Raw genomic sequence first — 17,878 nt, 5'->3', positions numbered from 1 at the left:
AACCGCCACCAAAACTTGAGAGGTTCCGGGGTCTTCAGGCCCCGGAGCCTGCCGGTTCCAGGTGCCCCTCCCACCCCATGCAGGGGGCGGGAGAGGACCCGAACTGTTCGCTACCGGTTAGCTACCGCCTAGCGGCCGGCCTGGTTAGCAACCTTCTCGGTGTAGCGGTAGATGAACGCCGCCATTGCGTCGCGGGCAATGGGAGTCACCGGGCGGTAGGTTCCGTCCGGCCAGCCGGTGCTGATGCCCTTCGAAGCCAGCCACGTGATTTCACGGTAGAACTGGTTATCGGTGGAAACATCGCTGAAGTGGCTGGTTGCGGGCAGGTCCACGTGCGGGGAACCCGCTGCACGGTAGAAGAACGCAGCCATGGCGTCACGGTTCACCGGTGCGGAGGGGCGGAACGTGCCGTCCGAGTAGCCGGTGGTGATGCCCTGAGCCTTCATCCACTCAATCTCCTTGTAGAAGGGGTGCGTGGTGGGCACGTCCTTGAAGCTCGGAGTGGAGGGGGCAGTGAACTGCGGGGAACCCTGCATGCGGTAGAAGAACGCCGCCATTGCGCCACGTTCCACGGACTCCAGCGGGCGGTAGGTGCCGTCCGGGTAGCCGGTGGTGATGCGACGCTGAGCCAGCCAAGAAATTTCGGTGTAGAACTGGTCGCCGCTCTTCACATCGGTGAAGCGGGACGGAGTAATGTACTCGGTCTGCTGCTCCTTGATGCTCAGCACCTCGGCGCGGTTGCCCTTGGCGCCGTTGGTGCCGGAGAGGTCGCCGGTACCGTTGTGCAGGTGCAGCAGCAGCGCCTTGGCGGGTGCGCCGGATTCACCGAGCGCGGGGATCGCGTCAGCGGAGCGGTGCGCCGTCAGGGTGGTGGTGGGGGCATCCGGGTGGAGGCCAGCCACGGCGGAGGAGTCGCCGCTGAACCACAGCTTGGGGCTGAAGGGGCGGTACTTGATCCAGCCGGTTTCGCTGACGTTGCCCCACTCGTACTGGGTGGTTGCGCTGACTCGGTACTGAATGTCCGGGTTGTTTGCGCTGGTCAGGCCCAGGTCCTTGAGGGGTGCGCTCATGATGAGGGTGTTGGTGTCCATCATGTTGGTGTCCACGTCACCCCAGGCGCCGTTGAGCGGGTAGTAGCCGAGCTCGACGAGGTTGCCGTTCTTGTAGCCGTAGAGGCGAACCAGCGGGTAGTCCAGGCCCTTAGCACGGTCGGTGACCAGCTTGTAGTCGGCGCGGTTGTTGCCGTCGGTGTCAATCTCCACGGTGAAGGTGTTCTCGTAGGAGACAACATCCCAGTTCGCCCAGGTGGAGATACCGAAGCGCAGGGTGCCGTCATCGGCGTTGCCGCCGGCGGCCTTCAGTGCGGGCGCATCCGAGGAAGCACCGACGTACTGCAGGTTCGCCTTAACGTTGCTGTTCAGCGACAGGGAGGTGGGGGCAACGCGGTCCACGCTCGCACCGTACTCGAAAGCGCCGAGCAGGGAGCGGTAGCCGCCCTGGTTGACTTCGGTGCCGCGCAGCGAGACCTGGGACTTGGTCCAGCCGGTGTCTGCCTTCTGAGCCTCATCGCTGGAGGGCTTCTGCGTGAAGGTGACGGTGTCTTCGGCAGCGTGCATGGTGCTCACGGGCTTGGGGGCTACGTGAACGGGCAGGCGCAGTGCCTTGGTGCCGTCTTCGGTGAGGACGAGTCGGCCGGATGCGCTCGCAATGTACTGACGGTACTGTGCGGGAACGGTTTCGTTGCCGGTGTAGTAGTCAGTTGCGTTCTGGGTTACGTCCATTGCCGGGTCGCGGGTCTTCTCCAGCTTGGACGGGTCGATGCGCACACTCAGTTCGAACTTCTTAGTCTCACCGGGTGCGAGGGTGACCGAGGAGGGGAAGGAATATTCCACACCGGGAATATTAGTGCTTTCAGCGTAGGACAGTGCATAGGTGTGCGCCACGGAGTCGGTGTTCTCAACCGTCACCTCGCGGGTGAGGGTCTGAACGCCTGCATCCGGTGCGTACTCGAGCACGCCGAAGCTCAGGGACACGGTACCGCTCTTGTCAGCGTTGTAGACGAGGGACTTCGACTGCACGGCAGCGAGGGTGTCGACTCGTCCAGCGCCCACGCGGTCCACCGCGTATACGGCACCGGATTCGGTGCGCACATCGTGGGTGGCGGTGTTCATGAGGGCGGACTTGACCTGTGCGGGGGTGTAGGTCGGGTGGCTCTGCATGACCAGGGCGGCGGAGCCGGTCACGTAGGGTGCCGCCATGGAGGTGCCGCTGAAGGTCACGGAGTTGTTACCGGTCGCTACCGCCGCGGAGGTGATGTACGAGCCGGGTGCCGCAATGTCGGGCTTGGTGTAGCCGTAGCTGCCGTGGAAGCCGCGGGCACTCATGGGGTTCAGCTGATCCAGCTTGTCGGTGTCCACGCGCAGGGAGGACTTCAGGTCGTTGCCGAGGCGCACGGTCAGGGGCTTGCCTGCCGCTTCTGCTGCGGCGATCTGTGCGCGCAGGTCCTTAGCGGCGGATGCTGCCAGGCGGAAACCGGGCAGGGTGTCGTTACCGGCAATACCCAGACCGGGCTCTTCGTTATGGCCTGCAAGCAGTACGCCCTTGGCGCCTGCCGCCTCCAGGTTGTCGAAGCGCACCTTGGAGCCGCAGGCGAGGCTACCGTCGGCTTCAGCCCAGTCGATGAGCACCCACTTGCCCTTTACGGCTGCCGCTTCGTCGGCGCTGAGGGCGTTGCAGGCGTAACGGTTGTTCTCGGAGATTGCGGTGAGTTCACCGGTGAATTCCTTGGTACCCGCCTGTGCCCAGGGGTAAGAGACGCTGTAGTCGCCGCGTACCTTGCGGGTGGTGCCGGTGGCGGGGTCGGTCAGCTCTGCCGCATCGACGGCACGGGTGGAGCCGTAGGCGTTAGCCACGGTGATTGCGCTGGCTGCGGTGGCGGGGTGACCGGAGTTGGAGTAGGTGTCGCCGCGCAGGCTGTAGTCGTTGGCGTTACCCGCGGAGATCACGGAGAGCACGCCGGCGCGGGTGAGCGCGTCAACGGCGTAGGCTTCGGGGTCGTCCTGCGGGGAGAATTCGCCGCCGAGGGACATGTTGACCACGTTCGCGCGGTCGGAGAAGTCGCCGTCACCGTTGGGGTCAAGGGTGCGGTCGAGCGCCTCAATGACGACGTTGGTGCTGCCGCTGCAACCGAAGACGCGGAAGGCGTAGATTTCAGCCTCGGGGGCAACGCCGGGGCCGATCTTCATGGTCTTGAGCTGCTCTGCGGTGAGCTTGGAGTAGTCGCCGGTGAAGGTGCTGCCGTCGGCGTTCACGCCGTAGCCTGCCGCGGTGCCCGCCACGTGGGTGCCGTGGCCGCCGGTGGTGCAGTCGAGCGGGTTGCCGTCGGGGGTTGCGGTGTTGGTGCCGTCGTAGGCATCACCAACGAGGTCGTAGCCGCCAGCAACCTTGGTGCGGTTGATGAGTCCGGAGTCTGCGGAGGGCAGCTCGGTGAGCTTGGATGCCTTCTCGTAGTCTTCGAGCTTGCCGCTACCGCCGAAGTCGGTGTGGGTGTAGTCGATACCGGAGTCGATGACGGCGATCTTCACACCCTTGCCGGTGTATCCGCCCGCGCCGGCGGGGTTGGTGGTGCCGGTCCAGGTGGCGAGGGAGCCTGCGTCAATGGCGGCGCCCGCGTTCTGGCGGTACTTGGGTAGGATGGGCGAGATTTTCTCTACGTCGGAGCGGTTGGCGAGTGCCTTGATGGACTCGGCGTCACCGCGCACTGCCACGCCGCGTACTGCGTTGTGGGTGGTGTAGAGGACCTGCGCGCCGGACTGGCTGCTGACCTGCTGTGCCTGGCTCTGCACCTGGGAGGCGATGGCCTGCACCTGCGAGCTCCGGTTGACGGGTGCCTGCGTGCCAGCGAGTACGCCTGCGGGCTGGGTCTGTTCAAAGGCGCCCTTACCCTTGAAGCGGACGAAGGCGGTGACGGTGCCGCTGGCGTTCTTCATGCTTTCGCTGAGTACCTGCTTGACTGCGTCGGGGTCTTCTGCGGCGTGGGCGGTGGTGCCCAGTGCTGCGAGGGGGCTCAGCGCCATGCTGAGGGTGAGTAGCCCGCTGCCGATTCGGCGTCGGTGTGACCGGCCGCGGGGGTTTGGGGAGGCGGTGTGTTGCACGGTGCTCCTTTGCTTGGCTCCCACAGTGTTGGGGGAGGCTGGTGTGTTTTTTCTGGTGGGTTCTAGATGAACTTGAACACACTAGATGTGAACTAGGATACACCTCAAAATGGCTTGTGAAGCGTTTATTACTTCTAAATGCATCAAATTGTGGGCGTATTCGTCAGTACTGTCTTTCAGGCAGTTCATTTGCATCCGATTCTGCGGTGCCCGCTCTGTCGGGGATTCTACTCCCGCGCCTGCGCCGCCGAACTCACATATGGGCGGCGCATCATAAAAGATTCCTCTGAATACCCCAGCTCCCGTAGTGCTGACCCCCGGCAGTGTTAACACTTCAGTGTTAGCGCTTGTCCGGGGGTTTTTCTCAGCTTTTATCAGGTAGGTTTCAAGGGAGTGCCCAGCGCACGCTGGTACGGTGGTGCCCCGAGGAGTATGTCTGGTAAGCGAAGGAGACAACCATGGCAGAGCACCCCACTGAAAAGATAGAAGCTGCACAGAAGGATGAGGCGTACCAGCCCCTCTGGGACACCGACCAGTCCGTCCCGGAATACATGACGCTACTCATGGGCGAGCAGACGCAGAAAAATGAAGACGCTACGCTCCACCAAGAATCCGACGACGAAGACGAAGAGCTAGAGCGCCCCGACCAGCACCCGGACCCCGATTATGAGTACGTTTACCCGGGTGCCCCCAAGCGCTACGACTCCGCGCGGAAAGACTCAGAAGACGAACCCGAAGACTCTCATGACACCGACGACATCGAAGAGCCGGAAGACGCATCAGAAGATACCCCGGAAGACACTCGCGAATCCCGCAAGGACGATAAGGCGAACCACCCGGTAGCACTCGCCTCCACTGAACAGCCTCAGCAAGAGCAGGCTCAGGCTATGCAGAATCAGGCAACGCACGCCTACGGCGAGTACGTTCGGCTGGAACACCTCGGTCTGCAACCGGGCGCTATTCTGCCGGTTATTCCTGAGCCGTTCTTCGGCATCCCCGACTCGGAACTTATCGAAATGCGCCTGCTGGACCGCTCGCTTGAATCCTCCGCGCCCATGCAGGCGTGCGCTACCCACCTGAACCCGGTCAAGATTGAGGAGAACCCCACTTCACGAGCAGCCGAGCTGCAACCGGTGGGCTACGTCCCCATCAATAATCCGTTGGCTGGCTTCAACATTGAAGAGATCGAGAGTCAGCGCACCTTCTGGAAGACCGTGCTTGTTGTCCTACTGATACTGAACCCGTTTGTGCTGGTTCCTTTGGTGAGCATGTTCGATAGTAGCGCCGGCATGTCGATGCTGCTCTTCTTCATCACTATCGGTATGGGCTCATTCTTTGTGGTGCCGATCCTATGGATTGTGGGTATTGTTCAGGCGGTGAAGCATAAGAACCGGCTGAGGGAACTCATCCAGAAAACAAAGACGGTACATGCCGAGTTCTGGTACTACCTGGTGTACAACCGCCTGCCGGACGACTACACGGGCATCAACGGCTACACGAAGAAACAGGGTTTTTTCGATGAGTATGAGGCGCTGAAAAGGCAGGAACGCGCAAAGCTACGCGAGTCTGCAGCACAGCATGAGCCTGCCGCACAGCGCGAGTCTGCCGCACTACATAAGCCCGCCGCGCATCCTGGTTCACCCGGTGCAGAGAAACAGGGCTAACCTCGGCCAACCCACACCGTATAACGCCCTGCCCCTCCACGCACATATGACCGTGTGGAGGGGCAGGGGCGTCTCTTTTCTTGTCATATTCGGGTTTCTTCGCCTGTTGTCCGGCGAGGGTTAATATTCCATTTACCTTGCCTTGATAGGGTGAAACCATCACGAGCGTTGCGACCTGGTAGAGTGGGGCGGGCACCCGCCGAAAACGGTGAGTTAGCCTGCCGCCGCACCTCAATGATTAGCCGCGCCTCAACGATTAGCTGTATCCACTCATCGATAGATTAGGAAAAGAACGATGTCCCAGAACCCGAACCCTGAACAGTACAACCAGTACTCCCAGCAGGCACCCTCCTACTCGCAGGCGCCGGGTCAGCCCAACGGTTACGTAGTCTCCTCCAAGGACGACCAGAACATGGCGATGCTCGCGCACCTGGCTTCTGCGATTCTGTCTCTGCTGTCCTTCGCATCCGCAAGTATTCTCGCGCCGCTGGTCATGTGGTTCATCTACAAGGACAAGCCCGGTTACGGTTTCACTAAGGAAGCAGCCCGCCGCGCGTTCAACTTCAACTTCTCCCTGTGGCTCGTCAGCATGGCTTCCTGGCTGCTGATGGTGGTGTCTTTCGGCATCCTGGGTATCATCCTGTGGGTTGTCCCGCTGGTTGTGGCTATCTTGATGGTTATCTTCCACAGCCTGGCTGCTATGGCCGCGAACCGCGGTGAGCAGTACACCTACCCGATGACCTTCATCGAGATCATCAAGTAGTCTTCATCAGCTCATACCGGTAGCGCCCCCGTCCGAATATCGGATGGGGGCGTTGCCGTGCCCGGTGAGGCTCACCGGCACCGGATCCGGCATGCCTACCGCCCCGTAACACGGGACTTAAAGGGGCGGGCACGGTATCATTAGAAGAGGTGTGCCTACCAGGATCATGAGGCGGTAGGTCGCCGCCGCGCCGTGAAATCCGGTGCGTATCTTCAAGGCTTTCAAGGAGCACAAAAATGTCAGCTGTCGTGATTGTGGGCGCCCAGTGGGGCGATGAGGGTAAGGGTAAGGCAACCGACCTGCTCGGCCCCCGCGTAGACTACGTGGTCAAGCCCAACGGCGGTAACAACGCCGGTCACACCGTGGTGGTGAACGGCCAAAAGTTTGAGCTGAAGCTGCTGCCCGCGGGTATTCTGAGCGATAACGCCGTCCCCGTGATTGGTAACGGCGTGGTTGTTAACCCTGAGGCTCTGTTCGCTGAGATTGACGGCCTTGAGGCCCGCGGCGCTGACACCTCCCGCCTGAAGATTTCCGCTAACGCACACCTGGTCGCACCCTACCACCAGACCATGGACAAGGTGACTGAGCGTTTCCTCGGCAAGCGCGCTATCGGCACCACCGGCCGCGGTATCGGCCCCGCCTACATGGATAAGGTTGGCCGCCTCGGCGTGCGTGTCCAGGACATCCTGGACGAGTCGATCCTGCGTCAGAAGGTTGAAGGCGCACTGCGCCAGAAGAACGAACTGCTGGTGAAGGTCTACAACCGCCGCCACGTTGAGGTCGACGAGATCGTCGAGTACTTCATGTCGTACGCTGAGCGTCTGAAGCCGATGATTGTGGACACCACCCAGCTGCTGAACAAGGCACTGGACGAGGGTAAGACCCTGCTGATGGAGGGCGGCCAGGCAACCTTCCTGGACGTTGACCACGGCACCTACCCGTTCGTGACCTCCTCCAACCCGACCTCCGGCGGCGCGTGCGTCGGTTCGGGTGTGGGCCCGACCCGTATCTCCCGCGTGATCGGTATTCAGAAGGCGTACACCACCCGCGTGGGTGCTGGCCCCTTCCCGACCGAGCTGTTCGATGAGATGGGCGAGTTCCTGCGCACCACCGGCGGCGAGTTCGGTGTGAACACTGGCCGCCCGCGTCGTTGTGGCTGGTACGACGCCGTGCTGGCGCGTCAGGCTGTGCGCATCAACGGCTTCACCGACCTGTTCATCACCAAGCTGGACGTTCTGACCGGCCTGGATAAGATCCCGGTCTGCGTGGCTTACGACGTTGACGGTGTGCGCCACGACGAGATGCCCATGACTCAGACCGAGTTCCACCACGCTAAGCCGATTTTCGAGTACTACGACGGCTGGACCGAGAACATTTCGGATGCGAAGAGCCTGGATGAGCTGCCCGAGAACGCCCGCAAGTACGTGCTGAAGCTGGAAGAGATTTCCGGCTGCCGTATCTCCGCGATTGGTGTGGGCCCGGACCGCGACCAGACCATTGTGGTCCGCGACCTCATCAACGAAGACTAAGCGCAATAGCTAAATCGCGAAAGCCCTCGGAGGGTACCTTATAAGTGCCCGCCGGGGGCTTTTTGTATGCCGGGTGCGCGCGGTGCATGTGACCGGACGGGGCGCATCCCGTATGCTGGAAAGAGCGCCCCGCACACGCGGCGCCAAAGCGTTCAGAGGAGCACAACGATGACTTATATCACCGGAGCCATCTACCCCAGCGGCGACCGCATCCGCGTAGGCGCACCCGAAGAAGAAACCCTCAACGCCTACCAGCAGCCCAACACCGCCGTAGCCCTCGGATACGCCAACACCGGCATCCATGAACTGCACAGGCTACAAGAAACCTTCAACCTGCACGAACTCGCCATCGAAGACGCCGGACGAGGCCACCAGCGCGCCAAACTAGAACGATACGGCGACTCCCTCTTCACCGTCATCCGCCCCGCCATCTACCTCGACAAAGAAGAAGAAGTGCGCCTGAGCGAACTGCACCTCTTCACCGGCCCCCGCTACACCCTCGCACTCGTCCGCGACGAACAGCGCAGTGACCGCAACATCAACGACCAGTTCAACCTGCTCTACGCTACCCCCGACGCATCCCCCGCCCGACTGTTGCACCGCATCCTCGACAGCACCGTCGACGGGTACGCACCCGTGCTCGACGGCCTCGAAAACGACAACGACGAAATCGAAGACATCCTCTTCTCCACCAGCGAGCGGCGAGAGGCCAACTCCCTCGCACAGCGTATCTACGAACTGCTCAACCAGGTCATCGACTTCCAGCGTGCCTGCCGACCCCTCGAATCCATGATCGGCCGAATCATCGAAGGCATACGCACCGGCGCGCTCGACCCCTCACCCTACCCCGGCGCATCCGACGAAGAAAAGAACGAAGAAGCGGTCGAGCTCGCCCGGCAATTCCGCAACGTGCTCGACCACGTAACACAGACAAAAGAACGCCTCGAAGACCTTCGCAGCTCACTCCAAAACGCCCTGCGAGTGCACGACACCCTGCTCGGCCAGCAGCAGAACGACGACACCAAGAAAATCTCCGCGTATGCGGCGCTGCTCATGGTGCCCACCATTGTTGGCTCCGTGTACGGTATGAACTTTGAGGTCATGCCCGAACTCAAATGGGAGTTCGGCTACCCCGCCGCGCTGCTGCTCATGGTGGGTTCCTGTCTGCTCCTCTACTGGTTCTTCAAGAAGAATAAGTGGCTCTAACAGTCCACAAAACGCCACTGGCTAGGCCTTTAAACGCGTATGCCGCGTAGGGCATACACACATGCCTTACGCGGCGCGGTCGTACTGGGCACGCATTGCGCGGCGGCAATCACGACGCTCACGCTTGAACTTCTTACACACAGCCTCCGAATCGGCAAACATGTAGAAGTCCTCCGGCTCAGCCGACAGACCCAAAGTCGACAGCTCAACCAGCGACAGCATCGCGTAGAACATCTCACGGCGCAGCTCAAAATTGCAGGCACCCGGAGCGGACTCCACCGCAAACACGCCGCCGGTGCACTCCAGCGCGCGCATCGCCCAGTGCTGAGTCCACAGGTCACCATTGACCGGGCTCACGCCCAGGCGAGTCAACGCCAGGCCGGTACTCTGCACACGCTCAAAGCGCAGGCACATCTCCAGGTCCTTCTCCAGGGGGAATACGAACAGCAGAGCGTTCTGCGCCGCCGCACGCAGCTCAGCCAGGTTCGCCTCGTAACCGGAAGCACCCTGAGTCAGGTGACGCATCACGCGGCCCATAGTCGAGGACGCCGGCGCGGTGCGGAAGCACGAACCGTCAGCCACCAGCTGTTCCAGAACGCCGCGGAGCTCATCCACATTGAAACGCTCCATACGAACGATGGTGCCCGCCTGCATCAGTAGGTTGAACTCTGCATCACGGCACAGCTGCTCATCGGCGGTGCAGGAAATCTCTGCGTTTGCGTACTGGCTCTCGTGAGTGGTGTTGTCCATGACCGTTCCTTCCGTAGATGCTGAATCAACCTAGCGGCAACACCGCAGGAGACGGCGTGCCCGGTCGGAAGGATCGTCCCTTCCAACACCTACACTCTATGAGCGACCCCTGACACGATAAGCAGTTTTTAATCTACCCCGGGGTAAAACTGGGAAAATTCTGAAAAATTCTGAAACCACCCCTAAAACCCCGCAAAACCACCCCTGAAACACAGAAAACCGGGCGCCCCCACAGCGGGGAACGCCCGGTCACTCATACCAAATAAGGCGGCGCAACTAGCGCTGACGGTACAGCAACCACAGCATGTACGCGCCGCCCAGCGCACCCGTCACCAGGCCCACCGGAATCTGGAACGGCGCCAACGCACGAGCCGACACAAAATCAGCCAGCACCAAAATTACCGAACCCAGCAACGCCGAATGCCACATCGCCATACCCGGAGTGTTCCACAGGCGGCGCGCAATCTGCGGGGCAACCAGCGCCAAGAAACCAATCGGGCCGGCAACAGAAATCGCCACAGCCACCAGGAGTACGGCGGCCGCCACCAGCATGTTCACGGTCCTCTTCACCGGCAGACCCAAACCCGCTGCCAAATCGTCGCCGAGCTCCAAGACGCGCAGGCGATGCGTCAGCATCAGCACCAGCGGAATAGCCACCAGCAGCAGCACTGCCTGCACCGACATCTGATTCCACGACAGCGCATTCAGCGAACCGTGCTGCCAGGTCTTCGCCGCCTCCGCCTTCTCCAAATCACCGCGCGTAATCAGGTAATCATTCACGGAACTGAGCATCGCACTCACCGCAATACCAATCAGCACCATTTTCTGACCCATCGTTGCACCACCGCGCACACCCGCCAGAAGCATCACCACAGCCGCCGTCGCAAAACCGCCAATAATAGCGCCCAGGCCCATACCCACGCCGGTAGAACTCAACGACCCAATCAGCACCACAGACAGGGCACCGGTCGCCGAACCGACCGTGAAACCGATAATATCCGGCGAACCCAGAGCATTACGGGAAACCGACTGAAAAATAGCGCCCGATAAGCCCAAAGCCGCACCCACCACCACGGCGGCAAGCATACGCGGCAGACGCTGATTCAACACCAGCTGACGCTCAATCTCCGTGCCCTCACCCTGAAAAATCAGGCGAAACACCTGATCAGGGCTCATCTGATAACTACCAAACACCAGGGAGGCGACCGCCGCCACCACAAGCACCGCCACCACCAGCAGGGTACGTGGAATAGGGGTGCGGTAACGCCCCGGGATACGCACAGAATCGGCCACAACAGACCCGGCTACAGAACGAGACACAACGCTCACAATAAAACCTCTCAGAAACCGGGGCCTACAAACCAGATACGCCAGTCGAACCAGACGAACCACGTGCAACAGGGCGCTGAGCACGATGCGGACCGTGCTCCGACACATGAGCCGGACCCGACTCATCGTGCGCCTGCGCCTTCGAACCCATGCGGCCCTTCTTCGCACCGCGCGCACCGGTGCTCAAACGCAGCACCAGAACCATCAGCACCGGGGCACCAATAAAGGCGGTCACAATACCCACCTCAAGCTCACTCGGCATCACCAGAACGCGACCCAGAATATCGGAGGCAAGTACCAGCACCGGGCCGTACACCAGCGACAGCGGCAGCACACGCGCAATATCGGAACCCACCAGCAGACGCACCACATGCGGCACGACCAGGCCCACAAAACCAATCGGGCCCGCAACCGCAGTCGCCGCACCACACAGCGCCATAATCGCAATAATCGTCGCGCCACGGACCATTGTCACCGGCACACCCAGGCCGGCTGCCGCATCCTCACCGAGTGCCAGGGCACGCAGAGGACCGATCAGCATAAACGACAGCACTAAACCCAACGCAACAAAGGGCAGCGCAGACAGCACCTGCTCAAAGGTGCGGTTCTCCAGCGAACCCACCACCCAGAAACGGTGCGAATCAAAAGCCTTCGAATTAAACATCGTGATAATGCCGGTAATCGTGCCCAGGCAAGCGTTCACCGCCACACCCGTCAGCACCAGACGCGCCGTCGAATCCAGGTTCGGCTTAGAATCCACCAGACCCATGACGAACACCAGCGCCGCCGCTAGACCCGAACCCAGTAGAGCCAGCCACAGCTGAACGAACGGGGAGGACACCCCAAAAACGCCCACACCCACCACTACGGAGGCGGCAGCACCCGAGTTCACACCCAGCAGACCCGGCTCAGCCAGCGGGTTACGGCTCAACGCCTGCATGAGCACACCCGACACCGCCAACGCGGCACCCACCAGCAACGCCGCGGCGGTACGCGGGGCACGCTTCGCCCAAATCAGCTTCGACTCAATAGTGTTCGCCTCCGGGTGGAGGAAACCGTCAATGGAGCGATCCAGGGGGAACATGCGCGAACCCACCGCAAACGACAGGGCGCAAAGCAGCACCAGCAGAACGCCGCCAATAATGAGCGCAACCGCCAGACGCGAGATAGACTTGCCGCCCTGACCGCCCGAGGAGGCGCCAGATACGGCGTCCGAAGAAGCGGAGAGGGCACGAATTTTCGCCAGGGAAGCAGCGCTGACGGTGGAGCCTTCGCTGACGGCGGGTCCGGAAGAGGTGGTGGTCTGTTGGGTCATATGCCTTGGAGGTAGTGGGGGGAGCGGTGTGCTCCCGTGCGGGCGGAGGATGCTTAACGTATCAATAGATGATTATTAAGTATCGCATATGCATATATGAGGTTATCCTAATAAAATGGCAAATATGACGAACAAGATCACCCGCCGCTCCTTCGGCGCCCTCGCACTCGGTTCCTTCGGCGCCCTCGCCCTGGCGGCTTGCGGCTCCTCCAACACTTCCGGCTCTTCCTCCTCCGCGTCCGCTTCGGCGACCGGTAAGAAGGTTGCACCCTCAGCCCTGCCCTCCGGCATGGGCACCACCACCGTTGACGGCGAATTCCCCCGCACCGTCAAGCACTTCCGCGGTGAAACCACCATCAAATCCGCACCCTCCAAGGTCGTGATTCTCTCCACCGGTCAGCTCGACGGCGTGCTCTCCCTCGGCATCGTGCCTGTTGGTGCAGCAACCGCCGGTGACGCCGACCTGGTCCCCGCCTACCTGAAGACCAAGTTCTCCGATAAGTCCGCAGAGCTCGACAAAATCGCCAAGGTCGGCAAGCGTACCGACCCGGACCTTGAAGCCATCGCAAACCTCAAGCCCGACCTGATCCTCATCAACAACACCAACAAGAAGGATGAGCTGTACGAGTCCCTCGCCAAGATCGCGCCGACCGTGGTCACCGAGGGCACCGGCATCAACTGGAAGCAGGACTTCCTGCTGATTGCCGCCGCGCTGGGCACCACCGAGAAGGCTGAGAAGCTCATGGAGGAGTACAACTCCAAGGCGAAGTCGGTCGGTCAGAAGGCCGGCACCGAGAAGACCTTCTCCTTCCTGTACGCTTCCGCTGACCGCACCCGCATTTTCGCGAAGTCCTCGTTCGTAGGCTCCATCTGCGTGGACGCATCCCTGGCACGCCCCGCAGCTGCGCAGGTTGAGAAGACCTCCGTCGACCTGAGCGCCGAGCAGCTCGACCAGGCTGACGGCGACTACCTGTTCTACGGTGTACAGGGTGGCGACGCGTCCAAGCTGAGCGGTGAGGCGCTGTGGAGCACCCTCAAGGCTGTCACCGAGAAGCACGCGTACAGCGTGGACGCCGACATGTTCTTCCTGAACGCTGGCCCGGCTGCCGCGCTTGGCGTTCTGGAGACCATCGAGAAGGCGCTCTAAAGGTTCTAGCCTCTCGTAGAGATTTGTAGAGATTCACTGAGTTCCACTGGGAATCACTGGAAGCCCCGCATTCTTGCCTCTCATGCCCGCGCATGAGGGTGAGGAGGCGGGGCTTTCTGCGCGCTGTGCACCTGCTTTTTGCCCGCCGGATGCACTCGTGACCGGATTCGGTGCGCGCCCGCCCGAAATAGGGTCTAATGGGGGTAGAAGGCGCAGCGGTACCGTTGCCCGCGCCTGACACACCGAACCTTCCACACCGATTAATTCACCGACGAAATGAGCATGTAATGCCGAAGAATAAGCCCTCCGAAGAGACCCTGGCGCAGGTACGCCGCGTCATCGACGCACTCAACGAGCGTGGTGCCCGTAAGCAAGCAATCCGCCTTAAAGTGACCCGCCCCGACGCGCCGCTGCCGCAGACTGCCTCCAAGTTTGGTGGCCGCCCCTACCTGCCTGCCGGGGAGTCTGCGCCGACGAATGAGAAGGGTGCGCCGCTGGGCATGATCGCGCAGATTAACTGTGCCGACCTGCCCGAGAATGACATTTACCCGGCGACCGGTCTGCTGCAGTTCTGGATCAACCCCAACGACGAAGAATGCTTGTGGGGTTACGACTACGAGAACCCGCTCTCGCAGAAGAACCACCGCGTGATCTACTACGAGACGTTGGGTGAACCGAACCCGGATGCCCCGTTCCCCAACGTGAACTGGGATGACTACGGTTGGCCCTATGGTCGTGACGGCAAGGGTACCGCTGAGGAGGTTGTTGAGTACGCACTTGCCTTCGAGCCCTGGGAGCAGGGCTTCCTGGACGGCGGCTTCGAAATCTACGACCGGTTCGCTGACGCCTGGGACGAAATGTACCCGAACCAGAAGCTTCCCGAGGAGCCGAACGCACGCGATAACGCCTCCTATAACCTGCTGGAGCCCTTCGAATCGGAGGAGAGGGATTACTCGCATATTGGCGGCTACCCTTCGTTTGTGCAGGACGACCCGCGCGACGAGTTCGAGGAGCTGCGCGACCACACGGTGAACCTGCTGACTATCGAGTCGGAGTGGGGCGAGGACGCTGATGAGGGCGTGTACGTGATGTGGGGTGATGCCGGTGCGGCGAACTGGCTGATTACCCCGGAGGCGCTTGCCGCCCGCGACTTCTCGCAGGTCGTCTTTGAGTGGGCTTGCGGCTAGGCACCGTACTACTTTCACATCATCAATGAGGAGATTCTAAGATGCTCGACAACAAGCCGTTCAAGGACATTGAGAAGCAGGCGAAGCACGTTATCGACCTGCTCAACCAGGAAGGCGCTCGAAAGAAGGCTATCGCGTTGAAGCCCTTCGTTCCCGCCGAACCGCTGCCGCAGACCGCCTCCAAGTTTGGTGGTCGCCCCTACCTGCCTGCCGGCGAGTCTGCGCCGACCAATGAGAAGGGTGAGCCGCTGGGCATGATCGCGCAGATTAACTGCGCTGAGCTGCCCGAGAATGACCTGTACCCCGCCACCGGTCTGCTGCAGTTCTGGATGGACCCGAACGACGAAGAATGCTTGTGGGGTTTTGATTATGAGAACCCGACCTCGCAGAAGAACTTCCGTGTTATCTACTACGAGACTCTGGGTGAGCCGAACCCGGATGCTCCGTTCCCCAACGTGGACTGGGACGAGGGCGGCTGGCCTATTGGCGGTTTCGACTGTGAGAGCGGCCCGCTTGAGCTTGAGTACGGCATGACCTTTGAGGTGCGTGAGCAGGGTGTGACCGCCTCCGGCTACGACTACTACGATGTTTTTGGTGCGAAGTGGGATGAAATCTACCCGGACGAGAAATTGCCCGAAGCGCACGAGAACCCGTACAAGAACCAGGCACGCCGCGAAGCCCTCTACGAGCTGACGGAGCCCTTCGAGTCGGAGGAAGAGTATTCCCACGTGGGCGGATACCCGTTCTTTGTGCAGAATGACCCGCGTGAGGAGTTCAAGGAGCTGCGTGGCCACACGGTGAACCTGCTGACTATTGTCTCTGAATCGGAGAATGAGGAGAACGAAGACGAAGAGATTGAGATCATGTGGGGTGATGCCGGTGCGGCGAACTGGCTGATTACTCCGGAGGCGCTTGCCGCCCGCGACTTCACCAATGTCGCCTTTGAATGGTCTTGCGGCTAAAGCCCTGCCGCTAAGCCGGGGTTGCCTTCAACGCCGCCTCGGTTAGCTACTGACTCGGCTAACTGCACACCAGGGGAGGAGAATAGAGAATAATCGCTCTATTTCCCTCCCCTTTTATGTACCTTTTATCGGGCACGTCTAAGCAGCGCGATACTTACGGTTCTTGCTACGCGGCGGAGCCGTCGGGACAATCAGCTTCGCATCCACAAGACTGCGCAGGTCATTCGTAATGGAAGTACGTGATGCACCCCGACCCCAATGCTCCTGGATAAACGCCGCAGAAACCGCCTCGCCCTGTGCACGCAGACCGCGCACAATGCCAGCCTGGCGTTCACTGAGGCCATCAAGCGACGCGTCGGCCCCCGCCGGTTCGGCGGTGTCGGCTGAACGTTTGCCATCGGAATGGGTTGTTTGCTGAGTCTTATCCTCGTGCGCGGTCTTCTGTTCCGTAGAAGACATACCCTGCGGGGGCTGCATCAGAGTAACCTGCACATAGAGTAGACGGTCAGCAAACTGGGGAGCGGGCAGACCCGCATCCTTCAGCGCGCGCAGAACCGTGGGAATACCGGAAGCCCTATTCTCTGCAATCAAACGCCCTGTCCCCGGGTCGGGCAGGTCAGTCAGAATGCTTGCCAAGTAGCTATTGCGGGTTGAAGAAACACCGGGCTGACCGAAATCTCGGATAGTTACAGCACCGTAAATACCACCCGGGCTACGCACCACCAGGCGGTTGGTGTAGAGCTCAACCTGCACCTGTGAGCCGCGCGCACCCGGGGAGTAGTCGCGGTGCATGAGAGCGTTGACCAAGAGCTCACGGATAGCCTCCAGTGGATACTCGTAGCGCTCAACCCGCCCGATACCGCTGCTGTTGAGGCCCTCCATCGTGGACGTTTTGCGCATATTGCGAACCAAAACGCCCATAGCTTCATCCAACATGGAGGGGATAGGACCGGTACAGCTGTGATTGTCGAGGAAACGTCGACCGTCCTCAGTAACCTCACCAAGCTCTTCACCGGGAAGCACAACAACGCTCATCATCAGCTGCGGGAAGAATGCCTGCGGGTATGAACCCATGGCGAGAAGCGCTCCAAGAGTGGGCACTTCTCGGCCCTCAGAATCGATGCGTAGAATGCGTGCCTGCAGAAGAACCTCACGGTCAGAAAGCGCCGCAAAAACACGAGGCTGCTCCTCGCGCAGGCGAGCGACATAGGCGCTCACAAGGGTGGGGGAGAGGTCTTTGAAGCTTGCCTCACTAATCAGCTCCTCGTCATAGCGGGGCTGACTGCGGTTCTCTAGGAGGCGGTCAATCTCGTACTTAGTCAGGCGAATATCGGCCTCTCCAACACGCTGGTAGGAGCCGTTATACATGCCGTGTGCTTCGATGTAGTAGGGCTTCTGCGTCGGGTCGCCGGGGAGCACATCGATGCGCACGATACGGTGCTGGCCCTCTGCCGCCTCAATATCTACCGCCTCAATGTGAATGTCTACCGGGGGTCGAGGCGTGATCTTGGAACGGATTGCCTCAACGGATGCATCATGGACTGCCTGCGCGTTGAAACCTTCAACAGGCTGTAGACCTTCTGCCGGGTCGGTGAGGCCGAGAAGAATGGTGCCACCGTCGCCGTTGGCGAAGGCGCTAACGGTTTCAAGAACGGACTTGGGGAACCCGCCAGCTGCAGCTTTGACTTCTACCTGTCCATTTTCAGCCTGACTGCGGCGTAGGTTTTCGATGAGTTCGGCGGTGTTAGTTTCCATACATGCTCCCGATGGCTACTTCTTGGTGAACGTCATAGCAACGTCATAACAACATCATAACAATTTCTGTCATGATGTTGTTATGATCCTGCGATGATGTTGATATGATGCGGTATC

The 17,878-nt window shown here is 60.8% G+C and carries 12 protein-coding genes; 7 read left to right on the top strand and 5 right to left on the bottom strand.

What is annotated here, in order from left to right; all coding sequences use genetic code 11:
• Positions 1-128: 128 nt before the first annotated feature.
• Positions 129-4,076, bottom strand: a complete 3,948-nt coding sequence (locus tag RM6536_RS03265; protein WP_145974235.1) for a S8 family serine peptidase — start codon at positions 4,074-4,076, stop codon at positions 129-131.
• Between the two features lie 536 nt (positions 4,077-4,612).
• Here RM6536_RS03265 and RM6536_RS03260 point away from each other — a divergent pair.
• The 4 genes from RM6536_RS03260 (at position 4,613) to RM6536_RS03245 (ending at position 9,316) form a co-directional block, all read left to right on the top strand.
• On the top strand, positions 4,613-5,818 hold the full coding sequence (locus RM6536_RS03260) for a hypothetical protein (RefSeq protein WP_060824026.1): 1,206 nt from the start codon (positions 4,613-4,615) through the stop codon (positions 5,816-5,818).
• Between the two features lie 295 nt (positions 5,819-6,113).
• Positions 6,114-6,581, top strand: coding sequence for a DUF4870 domain-containing protein (locus RM6536_RS03255; RefSeq protein ID WP_060824025.1), 468 nt, complete (start codon positions 6,114-6,116; stop codon positions 6,579-6,581).
• Positions 6,582-6,817: 236 nt separating this feature from the next.
• Positions 6,818-8,110 carry an adenylosuccinate synthase gene (locus RM6536_RS03250; protein ID WP_049338292.1) on the top strand — a complete coding sequence of 431 codons (1,293 nt, stop codon included), beginning with the start codon at positions 6,818-6,820 and terminating at the stop codon, positions 8,108-8,110.
• Positions 8,111-8,278: 168 nt separating this feature from the next.
• Positions 8,279-9,316, top strand: coding sequence for a magnesium and cobalt transport protein CorA (locus RM6536_RS03245; RefSeq protein WP_060824024.1), 1,038 nt, complete (start codon positions 8,279-8,281; stop codon positions 9,314-9,316).
• Positions 9,317-9,382: 66 nt separating this feature from the next.
• Here the strand turns inward: RM6536_RS03245 and RM6536_RS03240 are convergent, their stop codons facing one another.
• The 3 genes from RM6536_RS03240 to RM6536_RS03230 form a co-directional block, all read right to left on the bottom strand.
• Positions 9,383-10,066, bottom strand: a complete 684-nt coding sequence (locus tag RM6536_RS03240; protein WP_060824023.1) for a hypothetical protein — start codon at positions 10,064-10,066, stop codon at positions 9,383-9,385.
• Positions 10,067-10,342: 276 nt separating this feature from the next.
• Positions 10,343-11,395, bottom strand: a complete 1,053-nt coding sequence (locus RM6536_RS03235) for a FecCD family ABC transporter permease (RefSeq protein ID WP_060824022.1) — start codon at positions 11,393-11,395, stop codon at positions 10,343-10,345.
• A gap of 25 nt (positions 11,396-11,420) precedes the next feature.
• Complete coding sequence (locus RM6536_RS03230; protein ID WP_060824021.1) at positions 11,421-12,710, bottom strand: FecCD family ABC transporter permease; 1,290 nt, start codon at positions 12,708-12,710, stop codon at positions 11,421-11,423.
• 124 nt (positions 12,711-12,834) lie between these two features.
• On the opposite strand from RM6536_RS03230, the gene RM6536_RS03225 reads away from it, so the two are divergent.
• From RM6536_RS03225 to RM6536_RS03215, 3 genes are all read left to right on the top strand, one after another.
• Complete coding sequence (locus RM6536_RS03225; protein ID WP_231917989.1) at positions 12,835-13,857, top strand: iron-siderophore ABC transporter substrate-binding protein; 1,023 nt, start codon at positions 12,835-12,837, stop codon at positions 13,855-13,857.
• 287 nt (positions 13,858-14,144) lie between these two features.
• Complete coding sequence (locus tag RM6536_RS03220) at positions 14,145-15,044, top strand: YwqG family protein (protein WP_060824019.1); 900 nt, start codon at positions 14,145-14,147, stop codon at positions 15,042-15,044.
• 41 nt (positions 15,045-15,085) lie between these two features.
• Entirely contained in the window at positions 15,086-16,006 is a 921-nt protein-coding gene (locus RM6536_RS03215; RefSeq protein ID WP_060824018.1) for a YwqG family protein, read from the top strand.
• Between the two features lie 138 nt (positions 16,007-16,144).
• On the opposite strand, the gene RM6536_RS03210 is transcribed toward RM6536_RS03215, so the two are convergent.
• Positions 16,145-17,761, bottom strand: a complete 1,617-nt coding sequence (locus RM6536_RS03210) for an ATP-binding protein (RefSeq protein WP_060824017.1) — start codon at positions 17,759-17,761, stop codon at positions 16,145-16,147.
• Positions 17,762-17,878: the final 117 nt, after the last annotated feature.

Origin of the sequence: Rothia mucilaginosa (assembly GCF_001548235.1) — a bacterium.
Lineage (GTDB): Bacteria > Actinomycetota > Actinomycetes > Actinomycetales > Micrococcaceae > Rothia > Rothia mucilaginosa_B.
This window is presented reverse-complemented; position numbering and strand designations above follow the sequence as displayed.